This is a genomic window from Fimbriimonadaceae bacterium, assembly GCA_019638795.1.
Taxonomy (GTDB): Bacteria; Armatimonadota; Fimbriimonadia; order Fimbriimonadales; family Fimbriimonadaceae; genus JAHBTB01.
The window spans coordinates 1-15944 of record JAHBTB010000010.1 but is presented as its reverse complement, the minus strand read 5'-3'; the positions used below and the strand labels follow the sequence as shown (position 1 = coordinate 15944).

At 61.1% G+C, this 15944-nt stretch carries 15 protein-coding genes; 12 read left to right on the top strand and 3 right to left on the bottom strand.

Annotated features, from left to right (window positions below):
- Window positions 1-10: 10 nt before the first annotated feature.
- From KF857_11105 to KF857_11080, 6 genes are all read left to right on the top strand, one after another.
- A complete protein-coding gene (locus tag KF857_11105; GenBank protein ID MBX3112548.1) occupies window positions 11-1387 on the top strand; it encodes an SLBB domain-containing protein in 1377 nt (458 codons plus the stop codon).
- A gap of 1 nt (window position 1388) precedes the next feature.
- Window positions 1389-3245 carry a polysaccharide biosynthesis protein gene (locus KF857_11100; GenBank protein ID MBX3112547.1) on the top strand — a complete coding sequence of 619 codons (1857 nt, stop codon included), beginning with the start codon at window positions 1389-1391 and terminating at the stop codon, window positions 3243-3245.
- A 224-nt stretch (window positions 3246-3469) separates the two neighbouring features.
- Window positions 3470-5602, top strand: a complete 2133-nt coding sequence (locus KF857_11095) for an ABC transporter ATP-binding protein (protein MBX3112546.1) — start codon at window positions 3470-3472, stop codon at window positions 5600-5602.
- Window positions 5599-6186, top strand: coding sequence for a GNAT family N-acetyltransferase (locus KF857_11090; protein MBX3112545.1), 588 nt, complete (start codon window positions 5599-5601; stop codon window positions 6184-6186). The genes KF857_11095 and KF857_11090 overlap by 4 nt, the downstream gene beginning before the upstream one ends.
- Entirely contained in the window at window positions 6183-6644 is a 462-nt protein-coding gene (locus KF857_11085) for a DUF1854 domain-containing protein (GenBank protein MBX3112544.1), read from the top strand. The genes KF857_11090 and KF857_11085 overlap by 4 nt, the downstream gene beginning before the upstream one ends.
- Window positions 6645-6688: 44 nt before the next feature.
- Entirely contained in the window at window positions 6689-6796 is a 108-nt protein-coding gene (locus tag KF857_11080; protein MBX3112543.1) for a type II toxin-antitoxin system VapB family antitoxin, read from the top strand.
- A 385-nt stretch (window positions 6797-7181) separates the two neighbouring features.
- Here the strand turns inward: KF857_11080 and KF857_11075 are convergent, their stop codons facing one another.
- The 3 genes from KF857_11075 to KF857_11065 form a co-directional block, all read right to left on the bottom strand.
- The gene (locus KF857_11075; protein MBX3112542.1) at window positions 7182-7685 is read right to left on the bottom strand and encodes a hypothetical protein; all 504 of its coding nucleotides are present in this window, start codon (window positions 7683-7685) and stop codon (window positions 7182-7184) included.
- Window positions 7664-8404: a TIGR04255 family protein gene (locus KF857_11070; GenBank protein ID MBX3112541.1), complete on the bottom strand. Its 741-nt coding sequence runs from the start codon at window positions 8402-8404 to the stop codon at window positions 7664-7666. Before KF857_11070 ends, KF857_11075 begins: the two co-directional genes overlap by 22 nt.
- Before the next feature lie 124 nt (window positions 8405-8528).
- Window positions 8529-9194 (bottom strand): hypothetical protein, encoded by a 666-nt coding sequence (locus KF857_11065; protein MBX3112540.1) that lies wholly within the window; start codon window positions 9192-9194, stop codon window positions 8529-8531.
- Between the two features lie 1165 nt (window positions 9195-10359).
- Here KF857_11065 and KF857_11060 point away from each other — a divergent pair.
- The 6 genes from KF857_11060 to KF857_11035 form a co-directional block, all read left to right on the top strand.
- Window positions 10360-10788: a hypothetical protein gene (locus KF857_11060; protein MBX3112539.1), complete on the top strand. Its 429-nt coding sequence runs from the start codon at window positions 10360-10362 to the stop codon at window positions 10786-10788.
- Between the two features lie 2119 nt (window positions 10789-12907).
- Complete coding sequence (locus KF857_11055; protein MBX3112538.1) at window positions 12908-13102, top strand: hypothetical protein; 195 nt, start codon at window positions 12908-12910, stop codon at window positions 13100-13102.
- Between the two features lie 52 nt (window positions 13103-13154).
- Window positions 13155-13466, top strand: a complete 312-nt coding sequence (locus KF857_11050) for a hypothetical protein (protein ID MBX3112537.1) — start codon at window positions 13155-13157, stop codon at window positions 13464-13466.
- Window positions 13467-13633: 167 nt separating this feature from the next.
- On the top strand, window positions 13634-13876 hold the full coding sequence (locus tag KF857_11045; protein MBX3112536.1) for a hypothetical protein: 243 nt from the start codon (window positions 13634-13636) through the stop codon (window positions 13874-13876).
- Between the two features lie 991 nt (window positions 13877-14867).
- A complete protein-coding gene (locus KF857_11040) occupies window positions 14868-15566 on the top strand; it encodes a hypothetical protein (protein MBX3112535.1) in 699 nt (232 codons plus the stop codon).
- A gap of 43 nt (window positions 15567-15609) precedes the next feature.
- Window positions 15610-15944 (top strand): DUF1343 domain-containing protein (locus KF857_11035; GenBank protein MBX3112534.1); only part of this gene is annotated, 335 nt, incomplete at its 3' end.

The window sequence follows — 15944 nt, the reverse complement described above, 5'->3', positions numbered from 1 at the left end:
ATCTGGCGGTGTGCAGGCGCTTGCGTTGATTGCCCTGGTGATGGCGGGAGGCGGTGTCCAAAACCGGCCCCAGACGGTGCCGCCGGGAATCAAGCTGAAGATCGGCGACTCGTTCCAGGTCATCGTCGACGGGTTCTCCGAATACACCCGCTCGTATTCGATCCTGCCCGACGGCACGGTCTTGGGCTACGGCTTCGACCGGTTTGTCGCCGACGGCCTGACGGTGGACCAGATCAAAGCCCACGTCACGAAAGGTTTGGTCAAGATCATCAAAGACCCTCACATCACGGTCCTGATCGACTCGATCCGTCCCCTGTTCGTGTACGTCACATCGGTGACGGGCCAGGTGATCGGCCCGCTGACCTATGTCCCCGACATGACCCTGCGCCAGGTCGCCGCCTTGGTCGTCGTCCCCGACCGGAAGGAGGACTACGAGGTCAGGGTCTTCCGCGAAGGCAAACTGATCGTCAAGGTCCCCTTCATCGACGTCATCAACGGTTCGAGCGCGGACGGGGCCCTGGAGATGAAGCCGCAAGACGTGGTGTCGGTGCTCGACCGGCCCGTCATCCGGGTCTGGGCGACCGGAGCGGTCAAGCAACCGGCCATGTACCGGGTCGTCGAGGGCACCACCGCCCAACAACTCCTTGTCCAAAGCGGCGGGGTCAAGGAAAACCTCGAAAACACCAACTTCTACACCGTCAAGCTCCGGCGCGGGCCCCAGATGATGGACGTCGACGTGTCGTCCACGGCCAAAGGGTTGCCCCTGGAGCCCGGAGACACCCTCTTCGTCGACACCCCCAAGACCTTGCAGATCACGATCGGCGGCGAGATCGTGACGGCCGGTGAGCGTCGCGTCCGCGAGGGCACCAACTTGATGCAGGTCATCGAAAGCTCCGGCGGCATCAGTGGCGGCGGCAGCTACGAGAACGTCCTTGTCTTCCGCAAGGGCGAGACCTACATCATCGACACCGGCAAGATCCTCTCCGAAGGCAAACTCGTCGATTTCACCGTCCAAGACGGCGACATCATCTGGGTCCAGCTCAACCTCAAGCGCGTCACCTTGCTCGGCGAAGTCCAGGCCCCTGGGGCGTTGCCCCTGCGTCCGGGCTTTGTGATGCGGCTCTCCGACGCCATCGCCGCCAAGGGCGGGATCGGGCCGAACGGCAGCCAACGGCACGTCTTCCTGGGCCGCAAGCAACCGGACGGGACGATGAAGGTCACCGAGTTCCACCTCGACCTTTTCCTGAAGAACGGTGACTTGACCCAAAACCCCGTCCTCGAACCAGGCGACGTCATCATGGTCGGCCAACCTAAGGGCCTGACCATCCAGGGCGCGACCCAGGCCCTCCAGTCGTTCCTGATCCTTGAGACCATCATCCGGCGCTGACATGAAGACCCCTCCCCAAGACACCAGGTTTGTTTGGACCGTCGTCCGCGACGTCGTCCTGATTGTCTTGGCGGTGTCCCTGGCCTCGTTGTTGCGTGGCGGCCCGGTCTACGACTCCGCCCGCGTCGCGGGCTTCGGCTGGACGCTCCTCGCCGCCGGGCTCTCCGGCCTGCTCGTCACCGTGTGGCGGCGGACATACCGGCCCAACGTCGGCTTCCTCGGCATGTCCGACCTCCTCGAACTGGGCGGCGTCGCCGTGTCCACCGTGGTCTCCTGCCTGGTCGTGTTCGCCTTCAGCGGCAAGTCCCCCGCCAGCGGCCACTTGGCGATGTCGTTCCTCGCCGGGTTCTTCTCCTACACGTTCCTCGTCGCCGTGCGGATGCCCCTCAAGTCGCTGTTCCCGAAGCAGAAGGCCGCCCAGGGCCGCGCCGCCCTCATCGTCGGGGCGGGAGGGGCCGGGGACATCCTTTTCCGCGAACTCAGGGCCTCCACCAACCACGGGCTCCGAGTGCTCGGCTTTGTCGATGACGACCCCAAAAAGATCGGCGGCCGGATGCACGGCCTCCCCGTCTACGGCCCCTTGACCCTGGTCAAGCGGCTCGTCGACGACCTCGGCGTCACCGACATCCTCGTCGCCGTCCCCAGCGCCAGCCCGTCCGACCAGCAAAGGCTCCTCGCCGCCTGTGCCGCCACCGGGGCGCGGGTGCGCATGATGCCGTCGATCTCGATGCTCGTCGCCGGCGACCGGGAGATGCTCCCCATCATGCGCCGGGTGGACGTCGAAGACCTGCTCCAACGCCGCAGCGTCGAGACGTCGCCCGCCGTCGCGGCCCGCTACGTCTCGGGCGAGACCGTCCTGATCACCGGCGGCGGCGGGTCGATCGGTTCCGAACTCGCCCGCCAGGTCGCCGCCCTCTCCCCCGCCAACCTCGTCCTCCTCGGCAAAGGCGAGAACTCGATCTTCGAGATCGAGCAAGAGCTGCGCCACCAGGGCCTCTTCATCCCCACCCCGGTCATCTGCGACGTGCGCGACCGCCAGGCCGTCGAGACCGTGTTCCGCCAGTTCCGCCCCACCATCGTCTTCCATGCCGCCGCCCACAAACACGTCCCCCTCATGGAGGCCATGCCTGTCGAGGCCGTCCGGAACAACGTCTTCGGCACTCTGAACCTGGCCGAGGCCGCCGTCCGCCACGGGGTCAAGCGGTTCATCCTCGTCAGCACCGACAAAGCCGTGAACCCAGGCAACGTCATGGGCGCGACCAAACGGGTCGCCGAAATGGTCGTCGGGGCGATGTCCGAGCGCAGTGACACCCGCTTCGCCGCCGTGCGCTTCGGCAACGTCCTCGGCAGCCGGGGCTCCCTCATCCCCATCCTGCGCAAGCAGATCGAACGGGGCGGGCCGGTCACCATCACCCACCCGGACATGACCCGCTACTTCATGACGATCCCCGAGGCGGCCCAACTCATCGTCCAGGCCGGCGCGGCGGGGAGCAATGGCGACGTCTTCATCCTCGACATGGGCGAGCCCGTCAAGATCATCGACGTCGCCTACGACCTTGTCCGCAAGCACGGGCTGGAGCCCGGGCGTGACATCGAGATCAAATACATCGGCGTGCGCCCCGGCGAAAAGATGCACGAGGAACTCAGCTACGCCGCCGAAGAGATCACCCCGTGCGAGAACCCCAAGATACTGCGCGTCAGCGACCCCAACACGACCGGGTGGGCTGTCCTGCGCCCCCAACTCGACATGCTCGCCGGACTGTGCGACGAGGGCGACGCCGACCGCGTCCGCGCCTTTTTGCTGGACTTGGCCTGGGGCAAGAACCTGCCCCCCGTCGAGACGCAAAGCCCGTCCTAGGACCATTCGCGCCCTGACGCCTCCGGGCTGGTAACTTCCGCATCCGCCAGTCCTGTCCGGCCCAGGACTCCGAACCCTCATCGTTCTCGCGCGCCATTCTCGGTGCGCCCACCTGTGGACTCACGACCGACACCGCGCCAGAGCCGCGTCACCCGGCGGCCCCGCGCCCCTGTCCCATGCAGTTGAACGACACAGCCATAGCCATACCTGTCTCTGAAGAGGTCTTGGTCTCGCTCGAAGCAGACCTGACCGAGGACGCCCGTTTCGGCAGTCGCACCCTGGAGGTCACCGCCACCCACGTCACCGTGCGCGACCCCAAGGGCGTCACCCTCGCCCAGGTGCCCGTCGCCGAGGCGCGCGGCGCCCGCAACGAACCGCTCGTCTCGGGAGGCCGACTCGTCGTCCAGACCAAGACCGGGGAAGAGATCCCCCTCGTCACCTACTCCATGACCCGGGCCCACCTCTTCAGCGAGGCCGCCCGCGGCATCGAACAACTCTGTGAGGGCAAGCCCTTCGACATCAACCTCAAGGTCGAGAAGACGAGGTGCGACAAGTGCGGGAGGCTCCTGCCCGAAAAAGACGGCGTGTGCCCCAGTTGCGTCCGCCGCGGCAAGACGATGCTCCGCATCCTCGCCTTCATCAAGCCGTACTGGAAACGCGCCCTGCTCCTCGGCGTCACCGCGACGTGCTCGACCCTCATCAACCTCGCCCCGCCGAAGATCCAGGGCCTCATCCTCGACAACTTCACCAGTGGCGAGAAGAGCGTGCCCACCCTCTTCCAGTTCGTCGGACTCTGGGCCCTCACCGTGCTCGTCGCCAGCCTGCTCCAAATCGTCAACGGACGCACGACGACCTGGCTGGGTTGTTACATCTCCAGCGACCTGCGCACCGCGGTGTACCGGGCCATCGAGTTCCTCAAGCTGTCCTATTTCGACAAAAAACCCGTCGGCGCCATCGCCAGCCGGGTCACCCAGGACACCGAACGGGTCTGGTTCTTCCTCGTCGACGGCCTCCCGTGGATGGGGCTGAACTTCCTCCTCCTCGCCGCCGTCGCCGTCCAGTTGTTCCTCATCAACTGGCCCCTCGCCCTCGCCATCTTGTCGCCCATCCCCGTGGTCGCCGTCATGAGCAGCAGCCTGTGGAAGCCGGTCAGCAACCTCTTCCACAAGGTCAGCCAAAAGGTCGCCCGGGTGCACATGCACCTCAACGAGTCGCTCACCGGCATCCGCGTCGTCAAGGCCTTCGCCAAAGAAGACCACGAGTACGAGCGGTTCCTCGTCCGGTCGAACGAGCTGCGTGACGCCGCCGCCCGCGCCGACATGACCTGGAACACCGCCTTCGGCGCGATGACCTTCTGCGTCGCCCTCGGCACCGTCGTCCACTGGGCCTACGGTGGCTACCTCATGTTCACGGGCAAGCTCACCCTCGGCCAGTTCTACGTCGTCAACGCCTACCTCGCGATGGCGTACGGGCCCCTCCAGTGGTTCGCCATGCTCAACAACTGGTTCACCCGCGCCATGGCCGGTGCTGAACGCATCTTCGAGATCATCGACATGGCCCCCGAGCCCGTCGACGACGACGGCAAAAAGACCCCCGTCACCGGCGAAGTGGAGTTCGACGGCGTCCGTTTCGGCTACGACAAGTCCAACCCCGTCATCAACGGGGTCAGCTTCAAGGTCGCCCCCGGCGAGATGATCGGCCTCGTCGGCCACTCCGGCGCGGGCAAGTCCACCACGATCAACCTCATCAGCCGCTTCTATGAGCCCGACGCCGGCGTCATCCGCATCGACGGCACCGACTACCGCGAGCTCGACCTGCGCCACTACCGGTCGCAGATCGGCATCGTCCTCCAGGAACCGTTCCTCTTCCACGGCACGATCCTTGAGAACATCACCTACGGCAACCCCGAGGCGTCGTTCGAGGAGGCGGTCGCCGCCGCCGTCGCCGCCAACGCCCACGACTTCATCCTCAGCAAACCCGACGGCTATGACACGCTCGTCGGCGAGCGCGGGTCGAAACTCAGCGGCGGGGAAAAGCAGCGCATCAGCATCGCCCGGGCGATCCTCCACGACCCCCGCGTGCTCATCCTCGACGAGGCCACCTCCAGTGTCGACGTCGAGACCGAGAAGCAGATCCAGGCCGCCATCGCCCACCTGGTCAAGGGACGCACGACCTTTGCCATCGCCCACCGGCTGAGCACCCTGCGCAACGCCGACCGCCTGGTCGTCCTCGAAAAAGGCAAGATCGCCGAGATCGGCACCCACGAGGAGCTGATGGAGAAGAAAGGCGTCTTCTACCGTTTGGTCAAGACCCAGACGGAGATCAACGAGGTCATCGGCGTGGGGGCGGTGGGATGACGGCCCCTTGGGCCGAAGGCGGGGTGCACGTCCTGACCGAAAGGTTGGTGCTGCGCACCCCGACCGAAGCCGACGCGGAGCAGTTCGCCGCCTACCGCCTGCGCAACCGCGAGGCCCACGGCTGGACCGAGCCGCCCCGGGCCGAGGAGTACTTCACCGCCGACTATTGGCGGCGGGCCCTCGGCCCTGTCCCCGGGCGCGCCATGGCCGACACCGAATACCGGTTCGCTGCCTGGTCGCTGGCCGACCCTGACCAATTGGTGGGCCTGGTGAACCTCTACAACGTCGTCCGCGGCCCTGTCCAGTGCGCCCTGCTCGGCTATTCGGTGGACGTCGCCCATATGGGCCGGGGCTACGCCACCGAGGGCGTCACCGCCGTCGTCAACTGGGCGTTCCAAGAAGCCGACCTCATGCGGCTGGAAGCCGGCGTCCTGCCCCGCAACGCCGCCAGTGTCCGCGTGCTGGAAAAGTGCGGCTTCCGGCGCGTCGGCACCATGCGGCGGTCGCTGCGCCTCGCCGGCGGATGGGAAGACCACGACCTCTACGACCAAACCAACCCCGCGCACCGGGGCTCCCGACCATGATGGAACTCTTCTATAGACCCGAAGGCCGCCTGCGCCTCACCCTCGACGACCGCAGCTACGTGACCGTCAAGCCCGCCTGGGCCGCCCCCCTCACCCACCCCGGCCGCTACCTCTGCCTGGTGGACGGCAAGGGCAAGCAGATCGTCATGCTCACCGACCCCCAAAAAGAGCTGTCGCCCGAACAGTGGGCCCTGGTCAGCGACGAGCTGTCCCACCGCTACCTGAACGGGCGGGTGACCAAAATCCATGAGGCCAAGGAGGAGTTCGGCGCGACGTACTGGTCGGTCGAGACCGACCGCGGCCACAAAGAGTTCGTCACCCAGAGCCTGCAGGAAAACGCCCAGTGGCTCGGCCCGCGCCAACTGCTCATCATCGACGTGGACGGCAACCGCTTCGAAGTCCCCGACGTCGACGCCCTCGACCCGCAGAGCAGACGCCTGCTCGACCAGGCGGTCTAGCCGCCCGCCGCCACAATTCCTCCATGATCTGATAGATTTCCTCCATGGTGCTCAATATCAAGAATGAGCGTGCCTACAAGTTGGCCGTCGATCTGGCGCGGGCCAAGGGGGTCGGTGTCACCGAGGCCGTGACCGACGCTCGAAGCCCATAAACACGCCTAACCGAACGGTGTCCATTGGAGAACCGTAGAACGGAGCTTCATCGCCAATTCCTTACGCTTCTCCTTTTGAACCGCACTGTCGGCGTCGTTTGGCCATCCACAAATGTTGCAATGCTTATCCGGTGGCTCGCTCGCTATCGGTGTAAGACGGCAACCGCGGACTGAGCCTGCCGAGAAGATTGCCGCCCCCAAAGTGTCATGATGGCCGAGATAGACAATGGCGAGTCGTTTAAGCTCGACCATGTCGGAGCCACATCTGGCCGTGGACAATTCTCCCGAAGCAGGCGGCACAAACGCCCTCCACGTCGCTCCTTCTTGGTTACGCTTGTTGCTCTCGGCAACGAACCGGGCGAGGTGCTCGTCGTCAGCGACGACATCAGGCATTCCGGAGGGTAACACTGGCTCCCGCTACCTCCCGGATTTGCTGCAGGACTGTCTCAGGAATCCTGTCGCCGGTGATCTTGGTGACGGCGTGCCCGCTCGAAGTGCCGTTAAGCCATGCGTAGCCGATGCGGCCGTTCCCGTAAATGCTCACGGAAATCGCCTGCAACCTCCCCAGTGTCCAGTCCAAAGCGACCGCACCGTCGTCCTCAATGACGAACTCGGGTTCCATGACATTCGACGGCAGTGAATTGAGTATCTGATTGGCAAGGCGGACAGTCTGCTCGTCGATGGCAATTGCCGAATCAGCCACCGCTTCCACTAAACCGGTGTTGAGGACGTTGTCTCTTGTGCTGGACACGCTGGAGAAGTCGCTACTCGAACTGGGGCCTCTGAGTCGAGACTCCATGGCAAGTGCCGCCTCAGAAAAGCCCGACGGGCCAAACTTGTGTGGTGAATCCTTAAGCGCCAGAAGTGTCATTGGAACAACTGCAAGCATTTGTCGGTCATGGCCCCCATAAAGAGTTCGTTCTTGAAGCTACGCAGAGTTTGGATGGTCTCAAGCAGTTGTGGCCATTGCGTCGGTTCAAGGCTGACGTCGCTCACGACCCCAATATCGAGGACCACGCCCTGAGGCGTCAGCGGCGCAAGTGAGACTTGGCACCGGGCCTGATACTTCGAACTGCTCCCGGCATAACGAGACAGAAAGTCGGTGATGAGCACGGTGTCGCCCCAAACATTGCTGCTCGAGACTTTGAAATAGTCACTGGTCTCCCACGTGTCGCCTGTAATGGGTAAAACGATGTGGTTAATGTACCTTAAGGCGACCTGTCTCACGATCACAACATTGATCATGGACTGGTAATCTTCCCATCGCGACTTCATTTCAGGCAGGTAAGCGTCAAGCGATTCGTAGGGTGCCAAGCGATTGAACGCGAAGCCTTGCCTACGGACCTGGACGATCTGTTTGCCGTCGTGAGACCGGTACTGCAAGGCATTGAGGGCCGCCGAGCTACTGTGGCTCGTGCCGTCCGGGTCTTTCTGGACACGAAACTCCTGCACCCATTGCCTTTCTTCCGTGGGGTATGAGGCTGAAAACGTCCTCAACGCCTCACCTTGGACCGAGGCGAGCGAGAAGTCCGGGTCAAGCTCACAGTTAAAATCGACAACTGCCTCGACAATGGGGGCCCGTGCCAACTTGATGGGCTTCGTCGTCATTGGCTCTTTGTCCACCCTAATTCAACTGACCACATGCTGGAGAGTTCCCTTGGGCCCGAAAACATGGCAAAGTCTTTGTCGGCCTTCTGACCGGTAGCCAGGTCTGCCATTCTACCGGGACCCCTCACCCCACCCGGACGGGCGCGAAGGCGAGGAGCGGCGACACCTGCCCCGTCGCGGCGCGCACGAACCGCACCGCCGGGGCGACCCAGCCGGCCCGCACCGGGGCGAGCGCCTCTTCTCCGGCCGAGGCGAAGGCGACGAACCCGCGGCTGCGGTACTTCGCCGGGTCGACGGGCGAGACCGCCAGGCGCAGCGGCTGGACAAGGAGCTCGGTGACCACGCCCGGCGCGTCGGGCCCGCTGGCGGTGAAGACGACGCCGACGCCGGTCGCGCCGACCGCGAACGTCACCGCGTCGCCGCCAAAGGGGGCGGACGGGGGCAGCGTGGGCAGGGCCGCCAATGGGTCGACCTGCAGGGCCTTGAGGGCCAGGCGGCGGTAGGCGTTCAGCGCGTTCGGCTGCGCCCGGCCCCCTTGCGCCCAGTCCGCCTCGGCCTGGAGCCGGGCGTAGTCGAGCCACGCCTGCATCTGGGCGGGGTCGAGGGCGGCGAAGGCCGCGCTGGCCCGGCGCATCGCCTCCCGCGCCGCCAGTTGCGCCGCCGTGCGCGGGTCGCGCGGGTCGACCCTCTCGCGCAGCACCACCGACCCGTCGCGCCGGCGCACGAACACGCACGGCCCGCTGCTGCCGCTCAGCCCGCCCGCCGCCACACTCGCCTGGACCTTGGCCATCCCTTCTGATCATCGGCAGGTGCGCCCGTCGTCACGAGGGCCGCCCCCGGGGGCCGCGCCTGCCCCGCGCGGTCTTCCCGCCTCGTGGGGAAGTCGGGAGGGTGACGGGAGGGTGACGGGAGGGTGACGGGAAACCGACGGTCGGACGACGGCTCGGGGACGGGCGCCGCTGGTGCGGCCCGTGCGCCCACCGGGGGCCGACGGCACGGCGGCGCACCGGTTATGATAGGGCCATGGGCCGGTTTCTGCGTCGGCCAAGCCGCGGCCTTGGGTGCGCGCGGTTTGCATCGGCGTGGCCACCGCCTTCACGTACAGATTCCAGGGATCGGTGCCATTAATGCCGTTTTTAAGGCAATCAAGGGGATATATGACCCTCGCTTCAGGTAACTCTAATGTCTGAACACCGAACTGATCAGAAAGCCGTGAGTATCGCCACCTGGCTTGCGATTGTCGCGCTCTTCCTTGTGACTCTCCTTGGCTATAGGCTGATTATTGTGTCAGACCATATTCTGTCCGGTCTTGATCGACAAATCACAAGGAAACCGCGTCAGTGAAGAATCTCCCAAAGCACATTGTCCTGCTCCTTATCTTGTTGGTTCTCCTTGATATTGCGTTGGCCACCCTCATTGTCTTGATTGGGCCGATCGAATCAGGCCTTAAAGAGTTAATCCAAGCTCTTTGAGATGTTGGTCTTGGCGCAGGGTCACGGGACCCTTTCTGATGTCCACCAAGACTTTGATCGGTATGAATAACAAGGCCAGTATGGGGAATTTACATCCTCGATGAACCATTTGGCGAATGTGATCTTCGCAAAGAATACAATTGTAGAGAGCGTTATCTGCAGTTTGGGGCGGACGTTAACCTTGAATTTGAGTCCGGCGAATCCGCAAAGTCCATTGCACTTGCCGATAAGGACGCCCGACTGGCGCAGATTGTCCTGGTGCACGGAGCGACCTTGTCGCCTGAAGAACGAGTTCAGCTTGAGCGGCTCGCTGGGCAACAACCACCTTAAGGACGGGTGGCCCGACTTTGGCTTGACTCTGGATGGGCGCCACTGGTGCAGCCGGTCCGGTCGCCGGGCGACGGGCGGGGCGTGGCCGGCGAGACATCAAGGCGGTGTCAAGACGATTGACATCCGTCGGGCAATCCCCTATACTTGAAACAGATGACGAGAACGGTGCAAGTGAGCGACTACCGACAGAAGAGTTTCTATATGGCAGTCCTTGGCTTGGGCTTTCTTGGCCTTTATGACGCATGCTTGAATCTGGCCCTGCTTCCAACTGCCATCGAGCTGGCTCGCGCGGCAGGTCAAACTACACAACCGGACAGTGAAATATGGCAAGGCCAAAGTACTCCTGGGCAACTCTGGCTGGCAATCGCATTCAATATCCTATGCTCTTTGAGTATGGTCATACTGAGCGTATCATGGCGGCGTCAGAATCACACCACTCGTGCTATTCTCCTCTTCACAGGAGTGCTCTTCTACGGGTTTGCTGAATTCTGCGACTATGGGCCTAACACGACCAGTATCGTCGTTTTAGCAGTATTTGTCGTGGCCGCCGCGAAAGCACTCAGTTTCGTCAGGGACGTCTAGGGCTGGCCGTGTGGTCCGAGCGGAAACATGAACATCAACATATCCAGCAGATGAAGTAGATGGGAGAAGTGCTATGCATTTTTGAAATCATTAGAGGATATGTCATAACACGATCCCATGACGACGCGTCATTGGAAAATGATGCGGACAACTATCGGACTGATGTCCAGTGGAGGCCTCCATTCCAAGAGCAATGAATAGAAAGCCGCTTGTGTTGTGCGGTGTGATGATCGTCGGAACAATTCTGGCGGGTTGTAGTCACCTTACCAGACTAATCATAGTCAACTACACCGACGAAGAAGTCGATGTATATGTAAATGATGCAGGACTAGAGCGTCCGATATCGCCCATGTCTTACTCCTACGCCCGTGTTTATCTAGGGTACAAGCTTTCAATCGAGGCTAGGGGAAGGCGCTCGGGCAAATCAACGCGTCGTGAGTATCTGAAGCCAGAGGTGATGAAAGCCGTGACGGACTATCACCCCGAGTTTGTCGTGGAACTAAAGTAAGATCCGCGCCTGAGGTTCACGAGCAAGGCGTGAGTTGTTGGGCCAAGGTTACATAAAGACAACTTGCATTGCCGCCAAGAACAAACATATGGGACGGCGGCTGTGCCGCGTCTCTCCTGTCCCCTAGTCGGGACGAGGCCGGGTGGCACGGCGGCATACATCGCGAAGGTATGGTGACGATGGTCATCCCATTGTTGATCGAGCCTACGACACAAGCGGTGGTCATGAGTCGATGCCAGACCATAGCCACGACTGGGTTGGCGGCAAGCGAGCCCTGGACGGCAGAGCCCCTTTGCCGAGCGATCCTCCGGTACCTTGGAGGAACCCGCAGAGCCCTCACCATAGGTGAGATGGCCGGTTAACTGAGTAGAAACTTGTAATATGAATGCTGTCCAACACTTACAACTCTATTTTGGAGAGCTCCATGACGCCGAACTCGCAAGCATTTGCAGGAGAGGAGATTCAAGCGTGAATCTGGCATTTACAAAGCGAGACAGGCAATATGATCTTGTCGTGGAAGGTGTAAACGACCCGGTAATCGTCGCGTCGGGAATGGTCTTTCCGTTGATCGTGTCGACCCTAGTGCTTTTTGACATAAGCAAGTTGACGGGATCGGATATACCTTTGATACATGATGCAAGTGGCGTGCTTTTCTGGAATCATTTAAAGTCGGTCAGCCAACTTCCAACGTGGATGCTAGTAACAATTGCCAACTATGGAGATGATTTTGCTGTTCTGGGTATGGGAAATCCGGTATTTTCATTCACTGAAAGCAAGATGAGGCGTCCGACTTGAGTCCCGACGGGCATCGCGGGTGGGTCGTGGCCGGCGAGACATCAAGGCGGTGTCAAGACGATTGACGTCCGTCGGGCGATCCTCTATACTCGAAACAGACATCCGCTTGGAGTGAATATGAGCTTGCTTTCTGAAATGGCGTCGGCCAAGCCGCGGCCTTGGGTGCGCGCGGTTTGCATCGGCGTGGCCACCGCTTTCAGCTTCCAAACGGGGACACCATTGATATTCACTATTGGAATGGTAACGGTAGTGGTGCTGGATCAGGCTTTAAGTTCAAGAACCCAGTGTACGGCACTCCTCCATCTTTGAACCCGTGATGATTATCTATGACTGCTGTATGTAATAAGAACGAATACGTATTTTTCAGTGATGGGCCTGTAAATTACTTGCCACTTGTTGTCGGTCATAATTATTATGTGTTTGGCCTGGCCATAATCAACTCTGAGGCAATGTTGCTAGTTGAAGTAGACGGTATTCCTTATCCTCGGTTCTACCCCATTGAACTATTTGCAATAACTGAAGGTAGGTTTCCGGATTCGTTCTGTTTAAGCGTGTTCGATTTTAGTTATGTTAGATCATTGATCTATTCAGGAGAGTTCTTCCGTGATGAAAGCTTCTATGATAAGCTAACCGATGGCGATCCAACGTGTCTGGAGATTTGGCGTAAGTTTAGAGATAACTGCCTTCTAAACTACTGCTAGTCGTTGTAAAGATCACCTGGCTTGCCGCCAAGAGCAGCCGTAGGGGAGGGTGGCGACGCCAAGCCTCTCCTGTCCCACCGATGGGACGAACATCCACCGAAGGAGAAGCACAACAATGGCAAAGTTCAAACGCACTGTCATCGTCGGCGGGCTGAGCGGCAGCAGTGGCCCGGTCACCTTTAAGCTGACCAGCGAGGGCACCATCGTCAGCGAGCGCACGAGCCCGGCGAACCCGAACACGGCGGCCCCGCAGGCCGCTCGCGGGCGGGGCGTGGCCGGCGAGACATCAAGGCGGTGTCAAGACGATTGACGTCCGTCGGGCAATCCCCTATACTTGAAACAGACATCTGCTTGGAGTGAGGATGAGCTTGCTTTCTGAAATGGCGTCGGCCAAGCCGCGGCCTTGGGTGCGCGCGGTTTGCATCGGCGTGGCCATTTCCGATGGCGTACGAGGCGTACGGAGGATCGCGCTAGAGGAGGCAAAAGGCCAATATATTAGTGGACCCATTGAGGTGGCTGGTGGTAGCATTGCAGGAGGTTTTGTTTCAATTGATGAAAATGGGCTTGGGCCTGCAGACGTCCTGATCGAAGAGGCACGTGATGTTATTGGGAAGGGTGTCTCGAGTGGAATTGATCTTGCCGGTAAGGTGAGGGGCGGAGGTGAGGATGAATAACGAGACTCTCGACGGCGTCGACCAGTCCAAGTGGCTCTATGTCGTGACCATTGTGATCCTTGTGCTCACTATCGGCATTGAACTATTTTCATGCAGGGTGTGCCTTCAGGCACAGAAGGACCTTAACGAAGCGTACCACGCGATGAACGCAAGGGACAAATCATAGTATGACAGTTTCGAAGCGCCGGCTCATCGCCATCTTGGCCCTTTCAGGAGTGAGCCTGCTCTATGCCATTCAGGCTTTACAGTTCACACTGTCACTGGCGGAAAGTAACAAGAAAATGCTGGAGGACATCAAGTTGCTCGACAAGATAGTCACGAAGCAGGGAACGACTAACGCGGCGAAGTCCAAGGATTTGGGCGACGACCACTCGGGCCGAAAGGATGACGAGCAAGGTGCAAAGGGGTAGAGACCGCTCGGCAGACGCACTGGTCAGCATCAGGGGCACGCGTCACATTCTGCGAAGTGTTTGGGATATGTGGAAGCACGGGAACATGTCATGAACATGAATATTCCAAAAAACTCAAGCGAGAACATTAGGCAAGAGACAGTGGGTTGTCTATTCGCTATCAGCAGACTTGAAACATATCTGGATTCGGACAAGGCGATGGTGCTTGACAATACGGAAGCATCATTATCCTGGGCAATCGAACAAACATCTTCCCTAGATGCGTTTGTTGGTAACGTCCTTTCTTCCCCGCAGGAGGCGCGAGCGATGGAGCGGGTCAGAGACGCGTATGACAATTTGATTCCCATCCTGGATGGAAAGCCTTGGTGTGCAGCATATGGAACACCCGAATTGGCCACCTATCAAGAAGCATGTCGGTTAGCTTACAATGTCTTAACCGATTCGAGCAGGAATGGATGAGTTGGGACATTCCAGCCCGTGCAGTTCGTATCTCCAAGTGGAACACTTGGCAACCTATGATTGAGCACGCGAATCTAGTTTGTGCATTGTGTCTGAAAGTTTGGCTATGGCTGACATGCTATAAGATCGAAAATCACTCTTTAGCACTCATGCTTACTGAGCGTAAAGAGGAAACTTCACGTTGCCTTGTTGGATTGAAAATGTTGTCATCAAGTCCTTGATAAGGGGCGGAATATGAGATTGGCCATGCGGCACCAAGGCTTGGTTCGCGACTTCGCCGAAGACAGGAGTGATTGTCGGACATGGCCCCGTTTCTTGGGAGCGGGGAGTATATGCCATTTGTATAGGCTACAGTTGGTAGCGCGTGAGATCGTCGAGCTCTGCCCGCCGTTGAGCAGGCAGGCTTCATATCAAAACACCCATGGAGATTGCCCAGTGATCCTCCAATGATAAAGCCTAGGCGAGGGCGGCAATGCCGGGCCTCTCCTGTCCCAATGATGGGGCGAGCGTCCAATGAAGGAGAAGCACAACCATGGCAAAGTTGAAACGCACTGTCATCGTCGGCGGGCTGAGCGGCAGCAGTGGCCCGGTCACCTTTAAGCTGACCAGCGAGGGCACCATCGTCAGCGAGCGCACGAGCCCGGCGAACCCGGGCACGGCGGCCCAGCAGGCCGCCCGCGGGCGGTTCACCACCGCCGCGACCACCTACCGCGGTCTGACCGCCGCCCAGGTGGAGGCGTGGGACGCCTATGCCCAGAGCCACGTCGAGCACGACCCGGTCACGGGCACACGCAAGTTCGCCGACGGCATCAACGCCTACATCGGCCTGGCGACCAAGTGGCTGCAAGCCAACACGACGGGCACGCCTCCGGCGACGCCGCCGGCCACCGGCTTCACGCCGCCGGACATCACGATGACGGCGGCGGGGGGGACGGGCAAGGTCACGTTCACGGCCAGCGCGGCGACGCCGCTGGGGGTCAAGGCCGAACTGCTCGTGCAACGCTTGTCGGGCGCCAACCGCAAGCCGCAGAAGGGCGGCTACCGCAGCAAGGCGATCGTGGCGTTCACCGCGGGCGGGCTGAGCCAGGACGTCACCGTCTCGTCGGGCTACTGGGCGGCGGCCTACCGGTTTGTGAACACCGCGACCGGGCAAGCCTCCGACCTGCAAGAGATCGGCGTGCAGACGGTGTCCCTTTCCCTCGGCGGGACGGCGGGCAAGAAGGCGGCCTGACCCGGGGACGCAATCCGAGTCCGGGCACGGCCACAATGGGGCCATGCCCCGTGTGCTGACCGGACTCGACCGGTGCCTGGCCGACGGGTTTGCCTGCTTGGCGGGCAAATCGGTCGGCCTGGTCTGTCATCAGGCGAGCGTCGCCGCCGACTACGTCCATATCCTGGACCACCTGTTGCCCCTGCACCGGGCAGGGAAGCTGCGTGTGCAGGCGGTCTTCGGCCCCCAGCACGGCATTTGGGGCCACACGCAGGACAACATGATCGAGTGGGAGGGTTACACCGACCCGCGCACGGGCCTGCGCTTCTATTCACTGTACGGCGAGCACCGCAAGCCGACCCCGGCGATGCTGGAGGGGGTGGACGTGTTGGTCTACGA

Excerpts from the sequence above, each read along its gene's own strand:
- KF857_11100 (MBX3112547.1), top strand. The coding sequence starts at position 1,389 with ATGAAGACCCCTCCCCAAGACACCAGGTTTGTTTGGACCGTCGTCCGC.
- KF857_11090 (MBX3112545.1), top strand. The coding sequence starts at position 5,599 with ATGACGGCCCCTTGGGCCGAAGGCGGGGTGCACGTCCTGACCGAAAGG.
- KF857_11085 (MBX3112544.1), top strand. The coding sequence starts at position 6,183 with ATGATGGAACTCTTCTATAGACCCGAAGGCCGCCTGCGCCTCACCCTC.
- KF857_11080 (MBX3112543.1), top strand. The coding sequence starts at position 6,689 with ATGGTGCTCAATATCAAGAATGAGCGTGCCTACAAGTTGGCCGTCGAT.
- KF857_11075 (MBX3112542.1), bottom strand. The coding sequence starts at position 7,685 with ATGCTTGCAGTTGTTCCAATGACACTTCTGGCGCTTAAGGATTCACCA.
- KF857_11070 (MBX3112541.1), bottom strand. The coding sequence starts at position 8,404 with ATGACGACGAAGCCCATCAAGTTGGCACGGGCCCCCATTGTCGAGGCA.
- KF857_11065 (MBX3112540.1), bottom strand. The coding sequence starts at position 9,194 with ATGGCCAAGGTCCAGGCGAGTGTGGCGGCGGGCGGGCTGAGCGGCAGC.
- KF857_11060 (MBX3112539.1), top strand. The coding sequence starts at position 10,360 with ATGACGAGAACGGTGCAAGTGAGCGACTACCGACAGAAGAGTTTCTAT.
- KF857_11055 (MBX3112538.1), top strand. The coding sequence starts at position 12,908 with ATGGCAAAGTTCAAACGCACTGTCATCGTCGGCGGGCTGAGCGGCAGC.
- KF857_11050 (MBX3112537.1), top strand. The coding sequence starts at position 13,155 with ATGAGCTTGCTTTCTGAAATGGCGTCGGCCAAGCCGCGGCCTTGGGTG.
- KF857_11045 (MBX3112536.1), top strand. The coding sequence starts at position 13,634 with ATGACAGTTTCGAAGCGCCGGCTCATCGCCATCTTGGCCCTTTCAGGA.
- KF857_11040 (MBX3112535.1), top strand. The coding sequence starts at position 14,868 with ATGGCAAAGTTGAAACGCACTGTCATCGTCGGCGGGCTGAGCGGCAGC.